Source organism: Micromonospora sp. WMMD723 (genome assembly GCF_049863385.1).
GTDB lineage: Bacteria > Actinomycetota > Actinomycetes > Mycobacteriales > Micromonosporaceae > Micromonospora > Micromonospora wenchangensis.
Window position 1 is genome coordinate 1 of sequence record NZ_JBMKNR010000005.1, and the last position, 18,965, is coordinate 18,965.

Sequence of the window (18,965 nt, forward strand, 5' to 3'; positions counted from 1 at the left end):
GATCACCCCCGCATGCGCGGGGAGCAGACTTCTTGACCTGGGGTGCTAAAGATCAACTACTTGGTTTTCATTCACTTTGGCTGACGGCCCGTTCATGTGGTCGGTCCTGCCTCCGCTGGTTGAGGTCCCCGCTGACGTACAGCATGGTAGTCAATGTGGATCCGCTGATGGCGTCGGTGCGGCGGGGGCCAGCCGGGCCGAAGCCTGGCTGACCCCCGACCGACAGGATCAGATGACGGGAGCCGAACCGACAAGCTCCTCCGCTTCGACCCCAGGCGACTCATCGACCGCCGCGCTGCGTTCGACGGTGTCCGTCTTGGGCGTGCCCGGACGCGGCGCGGACTGCGATACGACGGCCGTGACGTCAGCGTACTGCCCTGCGCGCCCGTCGACGGTGTCGAGGATGAGCTGTTCGACCTCGCTGAGTTGGAAGCCGTTTGTGACGCACCACCGTAGCCAGTTCGCGACTCCTGGGTCGGCCACCCGCCACGAGCTTCTGCTGATGCCGCTCTCGTTCGCGGCGGCGATGGCGGCGAGGGAGATCACCGCGTACCGTCCGTCGTTGCCTCGAGCGGGAACCCGCTTCATGCCGGCCCGCTTGGCCTTACCCGGGTAGAGGAGTTCGTCGAGCATCCTCCGGCCGCCGTTGATCCACGTGGACAGGATGTATCCGGAGTCGGCGAGGGCTTCGGCGAGCAGCTTCGCGGTGCCCTTGGGTGGGGTCTTGGCCGTCAGGAACGTGGTCAACCACTCGCGACGTACCGTGTTGGCGATGTCCATGGCCTTGTTGTTCTCGATCACGCGGCGTCGTTCTGCCTTCTCCTGTTCGCTCATGGGTCCGCTGCGGGTCGATGGCGTGAGGTAGGCGGGCAGGGTGTGCCCGTTGGCGTGCCAGCTGGTGCAGTAGGCGGTCTCGGTCAGCTCGTCGTGCTCGATCGACAGGAAGACGGCGTGGCCGGGACACTCGAGGTGTGTTTCGGCGTCGATGCGCTGCCCGTCGGCGTCGCGTAGATCGGTGACCTCCTTGACCGTGCTGTCGGTGTAGGCGGGGCGGGTGGCGAGGGTGGCGATCCCGGCTTCGGTGAGTGCGGCGTGGCGGCTGGTCTGAGTGTCGAGGGCGGCGCGGGTACGTCGGGTGCGTTCCACTGCGCGGGCGAAGGCGAAGGGGCCTTCTTCGGCTTGCTCCAGGAGGTGCTCGATCCAGTCGGGTCGGTCGGCGAACTGGGCGAGGGCTGCCACCTGGGTCAGGTCGAGGCCGAGGGCATGGGTGCGGTCGGTGGTGTTTTTGTCCAGGGTGGCGAGTTGCCGTCCGGCGCGTACCTGTTCGCGGTCGTAGCCGGTGCGGCGGGCGATGTCGTTGTCGTCCATGCCGTCGAGGGCGAGTTGTTGGATGCCCCGGGCCTGCTGGGTTGCCGTGGGGTCCTTGCGGTGGACCTGCCGCAGCATGCTGATGAGCTGCTCGCGGTTCTCCGCCAGGTCGTCGCGGATGATGGCGGGTACGTATTCCTGGTTGGCTTCGATGGCGGACCAGTAGCGCTGTTCACCGTCGACGATCAGGTAGGGGCCTTCGGGGTCCCCACCGATGGGTGTCACGGTGAGTGCGGAGACCAGGCCGCGTACGCCGTCTTCTCGGAGGTTATCGACGATGCCGGGCAGTGCCTGTGCGTCGTCGCGGACGTTGTCGGGGTTGGGGCGGAGGTCAGTCACCTTGACGAGGCGGTACCGGCCGGGCAGAGCCGGTGCGCTCTCGCCAGCTTCGTCGACGGCGGTCGCGGCCGGCTGGTCGGTGGGGCGGATGTCCGCCTCGACCGGGCCGTGATCCGGCGGGGTGGTCTGCGGCGCAGGTGTCGTTTCGGTCTGCACGGTTCGTGCCTTTCGTGTGGGTGTTGGTTCCGGTCGCGGCTGGGTTGCCGTCCAGCCCGCGCCGGTAGTCGTGGGGTTGACCTTCAGGTGCCGGCTATCACCGGCCTGGCGGCGGTACGGCGTGGGGTGCCGTGGGTTGCCGGTGCTGGTCAGGCTGCGGTGACGACGGCCGCGAGGTGGGGTCGGCTCACCGGTGCCGGCATGGCGCAGTTGGTACAGGCGTTGTCGCCCCAGCCGTGCGGTGTTTCGCCGTCGCCGGCTGGGCACGGCCGGCACTGTAGGTCGGCGAGGTCTGCGCTGTTGAGGCAGACCGGGCAGAGTCCCCACGTTGCGGTGGGTGGGCCGGTGACTGGCGAGTCGCATTCGGCGCAGCGGAGCCCGGCCTGTCGTAGGGCCTGGCCGATGGTGTCGGCTGCGGTGACCGCACGGCGGGCGGTGCTCGCGAGGTTTCGCCAGGCGGCGGTCTGCCGGATGCGTTGCCAGTCTGCGTCGGTAAGCGTCAGGGTTGACGGATTGTCGGGGTGGTCATGCTGATCGTGCAGGTAAGCCTCCACTTCCGCCCGGCCGAAGAGGGGGCCGGTCCATTGGTAGGTGCGGGCGAGAACGGTGACGAGGTGCCGGGCGTCGGGTTCCGCGAGATTGCGGGGCAGCGATACGCCGTGGGGCAGCCCGATGAACATGGGCATGGTTACTCCAACGTGCGGGAGCGTGACGGTCTTGCTCGCGGAGCCGCGAGCTGGGACTGACGAGTGACCGGAGTCGGTGGCCTGCCGGGTGCCACCGTTGGTGGCTGGTAGCACCCGGCAGGTAAGTCACGCCGTGGCGGCGATCTCCAGTGCGCGTATCCCGACGCTTTCCATGTCGTACGCGGCGTCAGGGTCGGTGAGGGTTTGCGCGACGCTGGTCACCGCGTGCAGGATCCCTCCGGCGGTACGGTCCCCGCCGTCGATGAAGTGGTTCAGGATGAGTCGCTGCTCGTCTTCGGTGAAGCGCAGTCGCTGGCCGATGACCTTGATGGTGTGATCGGGGTCGGGGATGCGTTGCCCGGCCTTCTCCTCGATCTCTTCGATCTTGCGTTGCACGTACCGGACGTCGAGGAAGCGGTGTACGGCGTCGCGAGCCTGCTTGCCGATGAGAGTCAGGTTGGCCTGCTGGGTGTCGTTGCTCCAGCGGATCGCGCCCTCGTCCATCTTGGCCCCAAGGTGCACGGCGCGAAGCGCGTCCCTGGTGATGGTGACGCCGTTGTTGCAGACCTGCACGACGATCCGGGGTACGACGCTGAACGCGCCGCCGCCCGTTTCGCTGTTGGTGAAGACGAGGCCGGCGAAGACGGTCGGGTTGTCGGCGCCGGTCGCTCCGGTGAAGGGGCTGCGGTAGTTGCCCAGGAGGGCAGGGGCCAGCGACTTGATGGCCTCCGAGTGCACGCGGACGACCATGCGGCGTTCGCTGAGGTCACACGAGAAGTGCACCTGCAGTCCGGAGTCCCGAATGCCCGACAGCACTGCCATGAGGACGTCGAGATTGTCGATGATTTTGTAACCGTCGCTGAGGAAGGCGCGCAGGATGCCACTGCCGTTGCCATCAGAGAGGCACCGTGCCAGGTAGCGCTTGCCCTGGTGCAGGTCGAGCCAGCCGTTGACGTTGGTGTCCCAGAGACTGGGTGCCTGGGTGCGGGTCTTGCGCAGGTAGCTGGCGGGGATTCCGAGCTTGTCGCCGATTCCCGCGTCACCGATCTCGGTGGGCAGGTAGAGGCCGTCTGCGGGGGTGACGCCGTACTCGCTGATCATGGGTTCTGCGCCGGTGATGCGCAGGTGGCATCCTTCGGCCTGGAGCATGGCGGTGCCGGCGACGATGTCCAGCTTGCACGCGTGTTGTTGTTGGAGAATGGCGTTCAGGTCGTGCAGATTGGCATTTCGGGTGGTGAGTGGGATCGAATTGAGAGCGGTGGTCACGTGTGATTCCCTTCGGTTAGGTGTTGGTTGTGAGATTGGGGGTTGCCGTCCCCTCTCCCTCATGTATTTAATGATACAGCATGGCTCTTGTGGTTGTCCGCCCATCGACGGGCTGTTTTGAACGACTTTACGTACTCGCTGAAATGCGAAGAGTGATGATGGCCGTCGTTTCATCTCGTGGCGGGAGACTTCCCGGCGGCCTGATCATCGATCGATCATGGGGTGGGCTGGTTGTCCAGCTTGGGGTGTGGCTGGACAACCAGCCCACCCCATGATTGCCCTTGCGGCAGGTTGCCGGGAAGGCGCACGTCTCCCTCCCCGGAGCCTGCCTCGCCGGCGAGGCGCCGCGGTGCAGCGGCGGGACGCTGCCCTGGCCGGAGGCCATCGGCCGAAGGTCGATGCAGCTCGGGAGGTGGTATGCGCCAAGCGTCGACACCTGGGCTGAGGGGGTCGGACGAGGCGGCAGTTGTTACGCGCTGTCGTCGGGGGAGTGGGTGGGTGATTCCGGCGCGGCTGGGCCAGCGACTTTTCCCGGCCGGGAGTTGATCCATTCCTGCACGCGGCGACGACGCCAGTAGCGAACAACGCCCTGCACGGGCGCTGGCTCCTGCTTGTCCGGCAGCGGGAGGTAGCCGTCTTCGCCGCGTTCCCAGGCGGGCTTGCTGAGCTCGACGTACTTTCCCCAACCCCAGTTCTGCTGGTCGATGATCCCCCGGAATTCGGTGGCGGAGACGAGCGCGTCTGGGTCGCCCTCGAGTGATACGTGGTGAACGCGGGCGCGGTGCAGCTCGGCGAGCCGGGGAATCACCACATCCCGGACGTGCTCCAGGTCGTCAACGGCAAACCATGCCTTCTTGCCCTGAAGGGTCGGCGCGGGCCAGCCGGATCCCTGGGCGCGAGCTTTGGGGGAGGTCTTGAGTCGTACGGTCTGCTGCGACCTGCCGGTCAGCTCTGCTGCCCCCGCGATGTCGGTGTGGGGGCGACCGTCGATGTCGCGGATCTCCACGCCAACCCCCGGCTGCTGGTCACGGTTGACGGTTGAGGCGGCCGGGACATCGTCGGCAAGCCGGCGATGCGGCAACCCCGGCCGCCGTTCTTCAACCAACACCTCACTCGCGCTGTACACCCCGATATGGCTTCGGGCGCGACCGAAGTTTCGGCGATCTTACCAGCGCAAGAGCGATGGGCCGTTCTCCGCTCACGGGAAGTCGCTGTTGGGTTGATCTCGACACGGTCCTCAGGGGTGGTGGTGCAGAGTCATGGACTCGACGGTGTGTTGAGCTTGTCGAAGTGAGGATCAGCGGTGAGGAGGCGGCGACGACCTCATCGCCCCTCCGACGGCAGCCGGCCCCCAACCATCTCCGGGCCCGTCATGCCCGACATTCAGTGGTAGAGCCGACCAAGGTCGGGGAGGAAACAGTCTGCTGATGCCGCAGGCGGTCGAGGTGGTCGACCATGCGGGTGGTGGCGGGATGCCCGGGGTGGGCGTGGCGGTGACGGCTGATGACGTCGACGAGCAGCGTCCGGGCCGCCTCGTGATGGCCCAGATCGTGCAGGACGAGGGCGCTGGTGGCCCGCACGGCGAGAGTCTGGTGGGCATCGGCTCCGACGGTGTCGGCCAGGTGGTCGGCGAGCTGCCGGTAGAGGCCGTACGCCCGCTGGTGGTGGCCGGCTTGGCGGTGGGCGGTGGCGAGGGTGTGTGCGGCGGTCAGTGTGGGCGGGGCGGTAGGGCCGTGGAGGTGGGTGAGGCTGCGATGGGCGTAGTCCGCCCAACGGACCGCCGTAATGCCGTGCAGGAGCGTGGCGAGCAGGTGGGCGGCTTCGGCGTGGAGGGTGCTGATGGCGGTGGTGGCGGGATCGACGCCGGCGAGGATGCTCTGCAGGAGGCGGTGGGCGCGCGCCGGGTCGGTGGTGGCGAGTTGGCGGGCGAGGCGAAGCTCCTCGGTCAGGGCATGGCGGGGTCGGGCGGTGGCAGGCCAGGTGATACGCAGGTCGGCGGGATGCCCGCCGGCGGTGATCCGGGCGATGAGCCGGTGGGCGTGTATAGCGGCGATAACCGCGCGCTTGGGGTGAGTGAGGGCGGGCACGAGACGGGCGGCGTGCTGCAGCACCACTTGCCCGACGGCCTCGGCGACGGCCACTGCGTTCAGTGGGGGACGGCGGCATGGTGGCGGGCAGTCGTAGACGAGCCCGACGGTGGTGAAGGTTGCGGTCATGGGCTGCTGGCAGAACAGGCAGTGGAGCAGGCCGTCCGGTAGCACAACCAGGTCATTGTCGACATCGGCGCGCGGCACGGTGGGTGGTACCGCGGTGGCTGCCTGGGCGCGGGCTTTGGTCACCCAGCTTTGGAGTAGTCGACGGTCGATGTGGAGTTCCCGGGCGACGGTGCTGATCGGGCCGCGTCGTCCCGTCGCGCGGGCAGCCTCAACCTGGCGTACTGCGTCGGCGATGACGTCGGAGGTGTACTTGCGGGGCTTGGCCACAGGAGGTTGGTCCTCGACAGGCTGGGGATCGGGGGCGATGAGATGTTGGGCCCGCCAGAGCAATCGTCGGGGCGGTCGGAGGGGTTCCGGCGCCTCAGATGTCGATCTCGGCGGTGACGAGGTGATGGTCAGAGGCGTGCGGCGGCCCGTCGGGGATGCGAGGAGTCGCCAGCGGCTGAGGATCGGCGTGGCGTCTGTTACCGCTCACCGCGGGGAGGTGTTGCTCTGCGTCGACCGGAGGGTGGGCTGCTGGCAGCCAGCTGCCGGTGTGTGGGCGTTCGGGGTGCGGCGGCTGTCGACGTAGAGCCGGTAGTTGGCTGCCTCGGCGACGATCAGCGTCGGGAAGTCGGGTCCCAGGCGCGGATCCTGGGGCGGGATGGGGCCGGTGATAACGCTGCGGGCGGCGAGCAGGACGCCGCTGCGTGCGTCGATGGTGAGGATGTCGCGTCGCGGCACACCGGAGCGGTCGGTGTACGGGAGGATGAGGTCCGTGCCGGGCCGCTCGATGCGGTCGGTGACGCCGGCCTGCGCCAGGAGACCGGGCTGCTGCGCGAGGAGCCGCAGGACCGCGGCCCGGACCGGACGGGTGAGCGCGTGGCGTTCGTAGAGCATCGCGACCCCGCCGACGATGTCCTGCGGACGGTTCTCCCCAGGACCGCCCGCGATGAGCAGGTGGGTGCGCAGGGCGTCGGGTTGTCTCGGTGGGGGTTGGTCGAACCGGTCCCCGGTCCGGCCAGCCCAGCTGCCGCTTTCGCCGTCGTCGGGGATGCAGCCGTGGGTTACGAGGTGCACGCTGACCAGCCGGCCCTTGGCGGCATCGTCGGTGCGCCACAGTTGGTCGACGCGGATCCGTTCGGGCCACCCGGTGGGGCCGGGTGGTCCGATGAGGTCCCGGTACCAGGTGCGGCGCTCGACGTACTGGTAACCACCACGGGTGGTGTCGGCGGGCGCATCGGTGAGGGTGGCGGCCAGGCGCGTCAGGACCGGCCCGGCTGGCACCGGCGGTGCGCTACTCGGGGACGATGTCGGCGGCGGAGGGCCGGGGTTCTCGTCGGCGGACGGTCCGGCGCAGGCCGCGAGGAGAAGCGATGCGGCGAGCAGCGTCGTGCCGGTGCGGGTTCGGATCATCGTCGTCCGCGTCGTGTCATTCGTGGACCCCGGGGAGTAGCGGACGGTGTGGGTGGATGAGCGCTGGTGTGGGGTTTCCTTGTCCAGGTCGGGCGGTGAGCCGGGGCAGTTGGTCTCGCGGGTGGGGAACCGGACCGTAGAAGCGATGGGGATGAGGGGCATGGGTTGTCCAAGGGTCGTGGCACGTGTGGGCGGAAAGGAGGGATGAGGTGGCCGTGGAGCAGCGTCAGAGGGAGGCCTGACCTCGCGTGGTGTCGTGGTGGCAGGCAGCAGCCACTGGGCCGATCAGGTGAGGAGGCTCAGGATGGTGGGGTGGGTTCGGGTTTCTGGGCGTGCACGGTGGCGAACTGATAGCTGGAGACGACGACGTAGGGGTCGGCCATCAGCTCGGTGAACCGGGCGAGGTCTTCGACGGTGAGGCCGGTGTCGATGAGCTGGTCGTGGAGCTGGTGGGCGTTGTTGGCGTAGAGGGCGCAGCCCGGTCCACCGCCGGTCCAGGTTTCGGTGAGGCCGCGGGCGTGAACGTGGTTCATGCCGGCGGCGAGCAGCAGCGCGGGGATGTTCTCGCCCCAGTGCAGGTCGACGCCGCGATCGGCGAGGGTATCGAGGACGCCGTGTACGGCCCTGGTGATCAGGCTTGCGTCGGGTTCGGTGGGGGCGCGGTGAACCACGATCCGGGAGTAGACGATCTCTCCCAGGACCAGCCATCCGCCGGGGCGCAGCAGGTCGATCATCTGCCGGAGCAGGTCGACCCGGTTCGGTAGGTGTTCGAGTAGACAGCGGGCGTTGATGACGTCATAGCCGTCGGGGGTGGTGGGGATGGACTGGGTGCGTAGGTCGCGCTGGTAGACGTCGATGACGCTGGTGGGGTTCAGGAGCTGGGTGTCGAGGTCGACGGCGGTGACGTTGCCGTCGGGTCCGACGAGGCCGGCGAGGTGGCGGGTGATGGAGCCGCCGCCGGCACCGAGGTCGAGGGCCCGCATACCGGGTTTCACCCCGACCCGGGCCAACCCTCGGATGGTGTGCGGGTCGAGCACATCCTGGAGGGGGTGGAGTTGGCGGGGGCTGTTGCGGAACTGATAGCGCTGGCCGGTAATGGTCATCGTGGGTTCGCTTCCGTGATTAGGCAGGGCGGCATGGTGGTGCCATCCGTGGGGTTGGGGGCGTTGCCGGGCGAGCGGTCACCGGCTTGGTGGTGTTCCCGCCGGGGATGGTCGGCGAGAGCACGCCGGGCTGGCGAGGGGTGCTCATGGTGGCTACTCCGGTGGGCGTTGCTGGGGGTGCGGTGGTCGCCCACCAGCAGGTCGACGTGCCCGTCGGGCGGGTCACTGAGCTGTCCGGCGTTCAGCGCGTAGACGCGGTCGGCGACGGCGGTCGCGGTGTGGGCTTGTGGGAGTGCGACGAGCACGGTGACGCCCCGGTCGGGAAGGTCCCGGAGTACGGCGGTGACCTGGCCGGCGATGTGGGGGGAGAGTCCTTCGGTGGGTTCGTCGGCCAGCAGCAGCCTCGGGTTGGTGCGGAGGGCGTGGGCGATCGTGAGCATCTGCTGCTCGCCACCGGAGAGTTGGTGGCCGTGGTGGCGTCGTCGGGCGGCCAGTGGCGGGAACAGGTCGAACAGGTCGTCGACGCTGAAGCCGAAGCCGGTGGCGGGGCGGGTGACGGTGAGGTGGTCGCGGACGGTCAGTGACGGCCACAGGCGGCGTCCCTGTGGGGCGAGTGCGACGCCGGCGCGGGCGAGGTGGTGGGGGAGTAGTCCGGTGAGGTCCCGCCCGTCGAGCACGATCTGCCCGGTGGTGGCGCGCAGGTGTCCGGCGAGGGTGTGCAGCAGGGTGGTTTTCCCTGCGCCGTTGGGGCCGACGATCGCGTACACGCCGGGGGTGGGCAGGTGGAACGACACCGACCGGACGACCGGGGTGTCCGGGCGGTGGCCGGCGGTCAGGTCACGGACGTGCAGCATGACCGGCCTCCGCGCTGTCGAGGTGGAGGGTGCGCACGGTGGGGTCGGCGCGGACGTGGTCTGCGGGTCCGTCGAGGTGTCGGCGGCCGTGGTGCAGCACGGTGATCCAGTCGGCGAGGGCGGCGACGACGTCCATGTGGTGTTCGACGAGGATCACCGCCATCCATCCGGGCAGGGTGCCGAGGATGTCGAGGAGTCGGGTGAGGTCGGTGTCGGTGAGTCCGGCGGCGGGTTCGTCGAGGAGCAGCACCCGGGGTTGTCCGGCGAGGGCGACGGCGAGGTCGAGCATGCGGCGGTGTCCGTGCGACAGGGTGGTGGCCGGGTAGTCGGCGTGGCCGGTGAGGCCGACGAGTTCGAGGAGTTCCAGGGGGACCCGGTCGGGGTTGCGTCGGTGGTGCCAGCCTCCCATGCGTACGCAGTCCAGGACGGTCAGGCCGGGGTAGACGGTGGGGTGTTGGAAGGTGCGGCCGATGCCGGCGCGGGCCCGCCAGGCGCTGCCCCGGCGGGTGATGGTCTGCCCCTGGTAGGTGATGGTGCCGGTCTGTGCCCGGGTGCTGCCGGCGAGGAGGTGGAGCAGGGTGGACTTGCCGGTGCCGTTGGGGCCGATGACCGCGTGCCGGTCGCCCGGTGCGATGGCGAAAGAGTCGAGGTCGAGGACGGTCAGCCGTTGGTGGGCGTGGTGCAGGCCGGTGGCGACCAGACCGGTGTCGTGGGCGCGGCCAATGTCGGCGGGGTCGCGGCGGGAGGGGAGATGGTCGACGGCGTCGACGTGGCGGGTGGTCACGGGGTTCTCCGGGAGGCAGCGGGCAGCGGTTCGGGTCGCCGGGTCGCCCGGACCCGGCGGATCTCGGCGCGGAGGCGGGTGAGGGCGGGGGTCAGGCCACCGGGGAGCAGGTAGACCGCGGCGACGAACAGGGCACCGAGAAGCAGTGGGGCGTGGCCGGGCCAGTCGGCGGCGGCCACGTCTCGCACGCCGAGGACGAGCACCGCGGCGACGGCGGCTCCGGGCGGGGAGTGTGTGCCGCCGATGACGGCGGTGAGCAGGGCCAGGGCGGCGGTGTCGAAGCCGACGTCGGCGGGGGTGATCCACCGGTGGGTGTGGATGAGCAGTGCCCCGGCGGTTCCGGCGATGGCCCCCGCACCGGTGTGCACGAGCCACAGGTAGGTGGTGACGGGGTGGCCGCTGGCGGCGGCGCGGGTTTCGTTGCCGCGTACGGCGGTGAGGAGCAGGCGGTGTCGGTGCAGCAGCACCATCGTGGCGGCGGTCGCGGCGGTGGTGACGGCGGTGGCGTAGAGCAGCACGGGCTGGTCGGCGGTCAGGTGTGGGGTGCCGGGGAGCAGGTGTGGGGCGGGGATGCCGGCGAGGCCGTCGGTGCCGCCGCTGACCGTGCGCCACTGGGTGGCGGTGATCGTGGTCAGTTCCGCCACGGCGAGGCTGAGCATCAACACCACGGTGCCCCGGTGGCGGACCAGCAGCATGCCGAGCAGTCCGGCGGTGACCGCGCCGACCAGCGCGGCGGCGACGAGGTGCACGGGGGCGAAGGTGTGGCCGGCCAGGGCGAGGCGGGCGGTGGTGTAGGCGCCGGCGGCGTAGGGGGCGACCTGCCCGAGGGTGGGTAGTCCGGCCGCGCCGGTGACGGTGGCGACGCTGACGGCGAGCAGTGCCAGGGGCAGCATCCGGGCGACGGTGGCGGGCCAGTAGCCGTCCGACGCTGCGGCGAGGGTGGTGGCCGCGACGAGGGGTAGCAGCCAGGGCACCCGCCGCCACAGGTCGTTCCAGCTGTGAGGGAGCGGGAGGCGGGCGGTCATCCGGGCACTCCGGGCAGGGGTCGGCGGCGGGTGAGCAGGAGTAGGGCCATTGCGCCGAGCAGCAGGTACGGGGCGAGCGCGGGGATGGTGATCACGCCGATGGTCTGGACCATGCCGACGCCGATCGCGGCGATCACCGCGCCGGGGACTGATCCGAGGCCGCCGCAGACGACGATGACCAGGGACAGCAGCAGTGTCGTTGGCGCGGTTGCGGGTCCGACGCCGAGGATCGGGGTGCAGAGGGCGCCGGCGAGGCCGGCGAGGGCACCGGAGGCGACGAGGACGGTGGTGTCGACGGTGCGGGGGTTGACGCCGATGCCGGCGATCATGTGTCGGTCATCGACGGTGGCGCGGATGAGCCGCCCGGCGCGGGTGCGGTGCAGCACCGCGTACCCGATGGTGGCGATGATGACGGCGGCGGTGAGGGCCGCGAGTCGGTCGGCCGGGTAGGGGTGGCCGGCGATGGTCAGGGTGGTGTCCAGGGCGGCGGGTAGTTGGGGGCGTCGGATGTCCGCGCCGAAGACGGTGGTGAGCAGGTCTGCGCCGATGAGGGCGATGCCGAAGGTGAGTAGTGCCTGGTCGAGGTGGCCTCGGCTGCGTAGCCGGGCGGTGGCGGCGGCGAGGACGCCGCCGCCGGCCGCGCCGACCACCGTGGCGGCGGTGACGGCGGCGGCGAGGCTGGGCCAGGTGCCGGTGCTGGTGGTGGCGGCGACGTAGCCGCCGGCGGCGATGAGGGTGCCGTGGGCGAGGTTGAGTACGCCGCCTGCGCCGAAGGCGAGGGTCAGTCCGGCGGCGGCGATGGCCAGGAGCAGCCCGTAGGCGATGCCGTCGAGGCCGGGGATCAGGTAGGTGCCCATGCGAACCACTCCCCTCAGGTGGCGGGCAGGGTGGTGAGGTCCTGTACGAGCACGTTGGACAGCACCGGGCCGTCGGCTCGGACCTCGCGCAGGTACCAGCGCTGCACCGGTCGGTGTTCGGTTGGTTCGAACTGCCAGTCCCCGCGCGGGCTGGTGACCCGGCCGACCTTCCCGATCGCCTCGTTGAGTTTCGGGCCGGTCACGTTCCCGGCGACTGCGGCGAGGGTGCGGTCGAGGATGGCGGCGGCGTCGTAGGAGGCCATTGCGAAGGTGGTCGGTGGGTTGGAGTTGCCGGCGGCGGACCAGGCGGCGATGAACGCCTGGTTGGCGGCGTTGGAGAGGGTGGGGCTGTAGTTGAGGACGTTGCGGATGCCGGTGGCGGCTGGGCCCTGGGCGGTGAGCACCGATCCTTCGGTGAGGAACCCGGCGGCGTAGAGCGGCACGTCCTTGAGGTCGGACTGGGCGTACTGCTTGACGAACGCCACCGCCGCCGCCCCGGCGTAGAAGGTGTAGACGGCTTCCGGGTTCGTCTCGGCGGCCTTATTGAGGTAGGGCAGGAAGTTCTCCGTGGCCGGGAACGGCGTGAACAGTGCCTTCCCGTCGGGGTTGGCGAGTTTCCCACCGAGGCGGGTGAACGTGTCGGTGAAGCCGCGCAGCTCGTCCCAGCCGCCCTGGTAGTCGGGGCCGATCGCGTAGACAGCACCGTCGCCGACCTGGGATTTGACGTGCTCGGCGATGGCGATCCCTGGCTCGTCGGAGTTGTAGGAGGTGTGCCAGGTGTAGGTCAGATCCCGGGGCTTGCCGCCCTCCGAGGTGAACGCCGGCCGGGCGTTCGCGCCGAGCAGGGGGATCTTCCGGGCGGTGGTGAGAACCTGCACCTTGTCGACGGTCGCCCCGCCGACGAGGCCGGTCAGGGCGACCACCCGGTCGCGTTCGAGGAGTTTCTGCGCGGCCGGGACGGCGGTGGCCGGGCCGTCACCCTCGTCGCCCACCACCAGGTCGACCTTCCGGCCGCCGAGCCGACCACCGTGGGAGTCGAGGTAGAGGCGGAAACCGGCCTGCATGTCCTGCCCGACGGTGGCGTAGGTGCCGGACAGCGACACCAGCAGTCCGATGCGCACGGCGTCCGGGTCGGCAGGGGCGCTGGTACAGGCGGCGGCGGTCAGCAGAGCGGCGGTGGCGGTCGCCGAGGCGAGTCCACGTCGGAACCGGCTACGGAGACGGGTCATCGTGATGCTCCTTCAAGGGGCTGGGCGGGCCGGGTGCGGGTGAGGACGTGTTCGATGAGGGTGATGAGCAGCCGGCGGACGCTGTCGCGGTCCCGGGCGTCGATGTCGACGATCGGCACGTCCGGCCCGAGGGTCAGCGCCTCGCGGATGGCCGAGAGCGGGTAGGTGTCGGCGTCGGTGAAGTCGTTGACGGCCACCACGAACGGCAGCCGGGCGTGTTCGACGTAGTCGAGGTGCCGGAACGCCTCGGCCAGCCGCCGGGTGTCGACCAGCACCACCGACCCGGCCGCACCCCGGACGATGGCGTCCCACATGAACCAGAACCGTTCCTGGCCCGGGGTGCCGTAGACGTAGACGGTCACCCCGTTGACGTCGAGGCGGCCGAAGTCCATCGCCACCGTCGTGGTGGTCTTGGCCGGGGTGTGGGAGACGTCCTCGGCGGCGGCTGCCGACATGCGGACCTCGGTGGTGACCGGGGCGATGTCGGACACCGCGCCGACCAGCGTCGTCTTGCCCACCCCGAACGGGCCGGTCAGCACGATCTTCACCCCCTGCGGCGGTGCCACCGCAGGGGCGGGGCGGGGGAGGGTGGGTGCGGGTGTCATCGGCGTCCCGCCCCGACCAGGGTGGTGTGGAAGCCGGGGGTGAGCTGGTCGCCGACCTGGTCGGCGAACCGGTGCAGTTCCTCGGTCACGAACGCCAGGTCCGCCTCGCGGGTGACCAGGGTCAGCAGCGACGCCCCGCCGCTGAGCGCGGTCAACAGCAGGTAGCCGCTGGCCAGGTCGACGATGGTGCCTTGCACCTCGCCCGCGCCGAAGTCCCGGGCCGCCCCGTTGAGCAGGCTGCGCAGCCCGGCGGCCACCGCCGCGAGCCGTTCCGCGGCGGCCCGGTTGAGGCCCTCGGTGCGGGCCAGCAACAACCCGTCGACGGACACTGCCACGGCCTGGCTGACGCCGGGCACCCGGGTCAGGTTGTTCGACAGCAGATAACTCAGATCACTCATCACTGGCCTTCCTTCGGCTGGGGAAATCGGTGGCCCAGGCCCCGCTGGTAGGCCCGCGCGGTGCCCGCCAACCCGTCGGGGCGGCGACTGGGCGGCCTGGCGGACACGGTGGGCGGGGCGAAGGGGGTGCGCATCGGCTGCCGTTTAGGCAGGCCGTTCACGGTCGTCGCGGCACCGCCGTAGGGGGCCGGTCCGGCGGGCGGCAGATGGACGGTGGCGCCCTCGACGAACCACGGCGACACGGGTGACTGCCGGGTCGTCTCCTCGTAGACCGGGGTGGGCTGCAGATCCTGCGGCGGGCGGGGGGCCGGGATCAGCGGCAGCGCCTGCGTCGGAGCGTCCATGCCGTGGCCGCGCGGGCGGCGGGCCGGCAACGCCGGCCCCACCACCGGCGGCGGTGGGGCGGCGATCAGGACCGCGCTGATGGGGATCTCCACCACCGCGACCGTCCCGTGCGGTTGGCCCGCCACCAGCCGCACCCGCAGCCCGTGTACGGCGGCCAGCATCGCCACCGTCGCCACGCCCTGCCGGCGGATGTGCTCCACGGCGATCATCGGGGCCGGCGCGGCCAGCTCCGCGTTCAACCGGGCCATCAGATCGGGGGTGATGCCCGCGCCGGTGTCGATGACCTGCACGACCACCTGGTCACCGAGCAGATGCCCACTGATGACCGTCTCTCCGGGGCTGTAACGGGTGGCGTTGTCCAGCAGCGACGCCAGCAGGTGCACCAGGTCGTCGATCAACGCCGGCGGCACCGACACCCGCCCGTCGACCGACCCCACCACCACCCGCCGGTACTCCCGGATGCGGCTCAACGCGGCCTGCGCCACCGTCACCAACGCCACCGGCTCCGGGTGTACCGAGCCGAGGGCACGACCCGACAGCACCAGCAGACTCTGCGTCGCGTGCAGCAACTGCGCAGCCAGGTTGTCCACCGCGAACAACGTCGCCAACGTCTTCTCATCGGCCTCGTCGCGTTCCGCCCGGTCCAGCTCCCGCATCAGCAGGTGCGCCATCCCCTGACACCGCCGACCCACCGCCTCCACCGCACCCGCCGCCACCAGGCGCTGCCGCGCCAGATCGGCGGCCGTCTCGTACACGGTCATGGCGAGGGCGTCGAACGCGGCGGTGACCTCGTCGATCTCGTCCCGGCTACGGCCGGTCGGGGCGAGCGCGGGCGGGGCCGACGGCATCGCCGACGGATCACCCGGATCGGTGGCGGAGACCCGCCGCACCAGGTCGGGCAGGTCCCGCGACGCCACCCGGGTCACCGCGTCGCGGACCCGCCGCAACCGCCGCGCCAACGCCCGCCCCTGCCACACCGTCAACGCACCCGCCACGACCACCAACGTGAGCGCCGCACCGGTCAGCACCGCCGTCGTCGCCCACTGCGAGGCCCGCCGCCGGGACACCTCGGCGGCGATGTCGGCGTCCACCCGGGTCTGCACACCGTGCAGCCGGTCCCGCCGCTGCACGGTGGCCCGCACCCAGTCGGCGGCGTCGACCCGCAACCGCGACCCCACCCGCGCCCGGGAAACCTCGTCGTCGAACCGCTGGGCGGCGAGCACGCCCGGCCCGGTCAACGCCTGGTCCAGCCACGACCGCCACCGCCCCGACGATCCGTCCGCCACCGTCAGCAACGATTCCTCGTAACCGGCGCGGGCGGCGGCAAGCTCCCGCTGCGCCGCCTGGGTCACCACCACGCCATCGCCGGCCAGGACCGTGGTCTGCTGGACACCCGCGTACTCCGAAGCCCGCGACAACGCCGCCGCCACCCGGAGCTGATCGGCGATCTGCGCGTCCGCGCCACCGACCTGCCCCACGGCCTCCCGTACGGCCAACCCCTGGGAGACCGCCACCCGGTAGCGCACCAACACCGTGGTCAACGACACCGACCGGCCTCGCACCTGGTCCCGCAACGCCGGCAACTGCCCGAGCTGCCCATCGAAGGCCGCGAACAACCGGCTTGCCTCGACATCCCTGGCACCGAACCGGCCGTGCCGCTGCCGGTAGTCGGCGACCACCCGATCGGTACGGGCCACCTGCGCCAACAGCGGGTCGACGCTGGCGGACGAACCCGTCAGGAACTGCGCCGCCACCAGGCGCTCCCGGCTCAACTCGTCGACCACCTCACCCGACACCGCCGACACCGCCACCAACGCCTGAAGCCGATCAGCAGCACGCGCCCGCTGCCCGGTCGATGCCACCCCCCACGCCGCGAACAGGACGGTCGCCACAAGGGGCACCACCAGCAGCAACGCAAGCCGCCTGACAACAGGCACAGCGATTCACTCCAATCGTCTTGCGGAACGTCTTCATCTTTAGTCGCGTCAGGGAGACATCCACGGCAGGCTGCGACCGCTATTGACCCGGAACGCCAGACACGCACATCGGCCTTGAGCGTCCGAGCAGATACCGCAGGCGTCGCTTCCAAGAGAAGACTGCCCGGCTGGCTAGGAGGACGCACCTGCCATCACGGCCGTAGACGGACGAGTCGCTGGGCAGGCTTGAACAGGTAAAACGTGTCGTGGTGTCACCAATGCCCATTCGGATGGGTAAGGTGTTCCGATCGCCGTCCATCACAGCGTCTAGCGCCCGACCTGCCGAGGGGGCATCATGGGCATCTCAACATCCGCTGGCCAGAGCATGAGTCCGCAGGCACGGGGCCGGGAGTTGGCTCGGCAGGGCAAGCAACTGTGGCAGCAGTTGGCATCAGTCAAGGCCGTGGCAGCCGAGTTGATCAGCCGGAATCCGGACGTCCCCAGCATTCAGGCGTTCCGCTACGCAGCGGGACTCTCGCAGGACCAGGCGGCCATGCGATATAACGAGGTGACCGAGCATCAGACAAGCCTCGGGGGGACCACCATCAACGCATGGGAAACCTGGGCGCGTAGTCGAGGAGCAGGTTCGCCGCCGCCGTTCTCCAGCCTGCTCATCCTTGCTGAAGCCTACGGGCGAGGGCCGCTCGGAGTCGCAGTCGAAGATGTGTCGCCAGGCGATTTAGTCGCAGAGTCATATGAGCGACTACCCGCAGAAGATCAACTCTCACTCAGGAGATGGTCAGGTAAGTTGGGTCCTCGCTCAAACCGATCGTTCATCAGCTCAGTCGGTAAATCAGATCAACAAGACGCCGATCAGCTCAAAATAGGGCCGGATTTTAATCTGATGGTGCCGACGATCGGTTACGCAAATCCCGAAATATGCGTTTTCTCGCTGCCTAACCCTCGGCCAGGAAATCTTCTCCATCTCAACTGGGAGACCTTTGGCTTTGGGATCGAGCGATTGATTCGTCAGATCAAAAACATGGGTTGGCGTCTTGACATTGATGTCTGCTTTGGCGTAAACGAGGCTGGTCTTACTATGGCCACCTTCTTAGCGTCCGCCCAGTTCTCCCGGTGTGCTATCGGCTATCTCCGCTGTAACAAGGTAAGAGACAGCGTCACTCTTGCGCCGACTTCCTTCTATCCAGAGATCGGCGAGGCGCCCTCGATCCTTATCTGCGACTTCGAGGTCAAGCAAGCGGATGTCGTCGGGTTCCTTGCTGGCGAAATTCGGCGTAGATACCCTCAAGCCCTTATTTACTTCGCCGTTTTTGGGGCAATGACCAAGGAGGTGGACTTGGAGGTTGACAGCTTCGATGATCTGACCGGAGCCCAAATTATGCGTGCCGCAGACTTCTCGGCAGTATTCATAGCTGCGACAATGGGTCCGCCCGGTATCGAACCACCCCTCGAACTACGGTAGCACTCGGAGGTGCAATGATTAGCGTGACTCGTTTGCCCGAGCTTGCTAGTAAAACGGCAGAAGTAGTTGACACCCTCATGCTGGAAGTCCGCCCTAAGCTCATGGAAGCCGCCTTCACGGGCAGGGTGGGTGAAAGTGAGAACCTCAGACATTCCGATAACTTCTTGTCGGTTCACGACATGTGGATGCATGAGCGCTACCGCGAATTGATGAGTCGTCACCTCGACTCCTTCGTGTATGCCTCAGAGGAGGGCGAACCGCAGATTGTCGGAACGGACGAAAATCCGGATCTCTGCGTGCTCGTCGATCCACTCGATACCAGTGAACTGGCTGTACGCGGCCTGCTCGGTTATACGCACGTTATGATCTATTCGCGAGCACTCGCCCGTCCAATTGTTTCAGTGGTGGGCGACATCTACCATCATGTTCGGCTCTATGTGGCAGCGCGGCATGACGACGGGAAGGATCGGGCATACGCTCTTACCGCCGATGGCCAGTCTCGTACGCTTAGTAAACGGCCGCACAAACGCCTATCGGAGTCGCTTCTCACGAACTTTCTCATGAAGCCGGGTGAGCGACTGGTTCCCTTGGCTTCCCAGGAGCGGCTAATGAGCGCCCTTGATGAGCCAGACAAGCACGGCAAGAGTCGCGGAAGGATCGGGGTCGACTTCGGCTCAGTGAGCCTGTGTCATGTAGCCGCAGGGTTCACCGAAGGCGTGCTGGAGTTCGCGAAGGGCTTTGCCATTTGGGATTTGGCGCCGGGCCACTACATTCTCCATGCCGCCGGCGGAGCTGTCATCGACCTGGACGGTCAGTCAGTTCCCCTCGACTACCACTTGCAATCCCTCCCAGACATCGCCAAGGCGATGGATCGAAGGCAGCAGTTCATCGCTGCCGGAAGTTATGCGCTGGCGCAAGAGGTGTTACGTCATCTCGACGT

The 18,965-nt window shown here is 68.9% G+C and carries 17 protein-coding genes; 2 read left to right on the forward strand and 15 right to left on the reverse strand.

Features of this window, described 5'->3' with window-relative positions:
• Positions 1-228 precede the first annotated feature (228 nt).
• The 15 genes from ACN261_RS32095 to ACN261_RS32165 all read right to left on the reverse strand — a co-directional run bounded on the left by ACN261_RS32095 (position 229) and on the right by ACN261_RS32165 (position 16,518).
• On the reverse strand, positions 229-1,863 hold the full coding sequence (locus ACN261_RS32095) for a ParB/RepB/Spo0J family partition protein (RefSeq protein ID WP_425853742.1): 1,635 nt from the start codon (positions 1,861-1,863) through the stop codon (positions 229-231).
• A gap of 149 nt (positions 1,864-2,012) precedes the next feature.
• Positions 2,013-2,549: a hypothetical protein gene (locus ACN261_RS32100; protein ID WP_425853743.1), complete on the reverse strand. Its 537-nt coding sequence runs from the start codon at positions 2,547-2,549 to the stop codon at positions 2,013-2,015.
• Between the two features lie 126 nt (positions 2,550-2,675).
• On the reverse strand, positions 2,676-3,815 hold the full coding sequence (locus ACN261_RS32105) for a DUF932 domain-containing protein (protein WP_425853744.1): 1,140 nt from the start codon (positions 3,813-3,815) through the stop codon (positions 2,676-2,678).
• 469 nt (positions 3,816-4,284) lie between these two features.
• A complete protein-coding gene (locus tag ACN261_RS32110) occupies positions 4,285-4,923 on the reverse strand; it encodes a hypothetical protein (RefSeq protein ID WP_425853745.1) in 639 nt (212 codons plus the stop codon).
• A gap of 262 nt (positions 4,924-5,185) precedes the next feature.
• Entirely contained in the window at positions 5,186-6,298 is a 1,113-nt protein-coding gene (locus ACN261_RS32115) for a transposase (RefSeq protein ID WP_425853746.1), read from the reverse strand.
• Positions 6,299-6,502: 204 nt separating this feature from the next.
• Entirely contained in the window at positions 6,503-7,588 is a 1,086-nt protein-coding gene (locus ACN261_RS32120; RefSeq protein ID WP_425853747.1) for a hypothetical protein, read from the reverse strand.
• 137 nt (positions 7,589-7,725) lie between these two features.
• Complete coding sequence (locus ACN261_RS32125) at positions 7,726-8,529, reverse strand: class I SAM-dependent methyltransferase (protein ID WP_425853748.1); 804 nt, start codon at positions 8,527-8,529, stop codon at positions 7,726-7,728.
• Complete coding sequence (locus tag ACN261_RS32130) at positions 8,526-9,383, reverse strand: ABC transporter ATP-binding protein (protein ID WP_425853749.1); 858 nt, start codon at positions 9,381-9,383, stop codon at positions 8,526-8,528. The genes ACN261_RS32125 and ACN261_RS32130 overlap by 4 nt, the downstream gene beginning before the upstream one ends.
• The gene (locus ACN261_RS32135; protein ID WP_425853750.1) at positions 9,367-10,167 is read right to left on the reverse strand and encodes an ABC transporter ATP-binding protein; all 801 of its coding nucleotides are present in this window, start codon (positions 10,165-10,167) and stop codon (positions 9,367-9,369) included. The genes ACN261_RS32130 and ACN261_RS32135 overlap by 17 nt, the downstream gene beginning before the upstream one ends.
• Positions 10,164-11,192, reverse strand: coding sequence for a branched-chain amino acid ABC transporter permease (locus tag ACN261_RS32140; RefSeq protein ID WP_425853751.1), 1,029 nt, complete (start codon positions 11,190-11,192; stop codon positions 10,164-10,166). Before ACN261_RS32140 ends, ACN261_RS32135 begins: the two co-directional genes overlap by 4 nt.
• The gene (locus ACN261_RS32145; protein WP_425853752.1) at positions 11,189-12,049 is read right to left on the reverse strand and encodes a branched-chain amino acid ABC transporter permease; all 861 of its coding nucleotides are present in this window, start codon (positions 12,047-12,049) and stop codon (positions 11,189-11,191) included. Before ACN261_RS32145 ends, ACN261_RS32140 begins: the two co-directional genes overlap by 4 nt.
• A gap of 14 nt (positions 12,050-12,063) precedes the next feature.
• Positions 12,064-13,278, reverse strand: a complete 1,215-nt coding sequence (locus ACN261_RS32150) for an ABC transporter substrate-binding protein (RefSeq protein WP_425853753.1) — start codon at positions 13,276-13,278, stop codon at positions 12,064-12,066.
• On the reverse strand, positions 13,275-13,883 hold the full coding sequence (locus tag ACN261_RS32155; protein ID WP_425853755.1) for a GTP-binding protein: 609 nt from the start codon (positions 13,881-13,883) through the stop codon (positions 13,275-13,277). Before ACN261_RS32155 ends, ACN261_RS32150 begins: the two co-directional genes overlap by 4 nt.
• Positions 13,880-14,281: a roadblock/LC7 domain-containing protein gene (locus ACN261_RS32160; protein WP_425853756.1), complete on the reverse strand. Its 402-nt coding sequence runs from the start codon at positions 14,279-14,281 to the stop codon at positions 13,880-13,882. Before ACN261_RS32160 ends, ACN261_RS32155 begins: the two co-directional genes overlap by 4 nt.
• Positions 14,281-16,518, reverse strand: a complete 2,238-nt coding sequence (locus ACN261_RS32165) for a nitrate- and nitrite sensing domain-containing protein (RefSeq protein ID WP_425853757.1) — start codon at positions 16,516-16,518, stop codon at positions 14,281-14,283. Before ACN261_RS32165 ends, ACN261_RS32160 begins: the two co-directional genes overlap by 1 nt.
• Positions 16,519-16,927: 409 nt before the next feature.
• Here ACN261_RS32165 and ACN261_RS32170 point away from each other — a divergent pair, with 409 nt between their 5' ends.
• Positions 16,928-18,025 (forward strand): hypothetical protein, encoded by a 1,098-nt coding sequence (locus ACN261_RS32170; RefSeq protein ID WP_425853758.1) that lies wholly within the window; start codon positions 16,928-16,930, stop codon positions 18,023-18,025.
• A 23-nt stretch (positions 18,026-18,048) separates the two neighbouring features.
• Positions 18,049-18,965, forward strand: a 917-nt coding sequence (locus tag ACN261_RS32175; protein WP_425853759.1) for an inositol monophosphatase family protein, incomplete at its 3' end; no start/stop codon positions are given.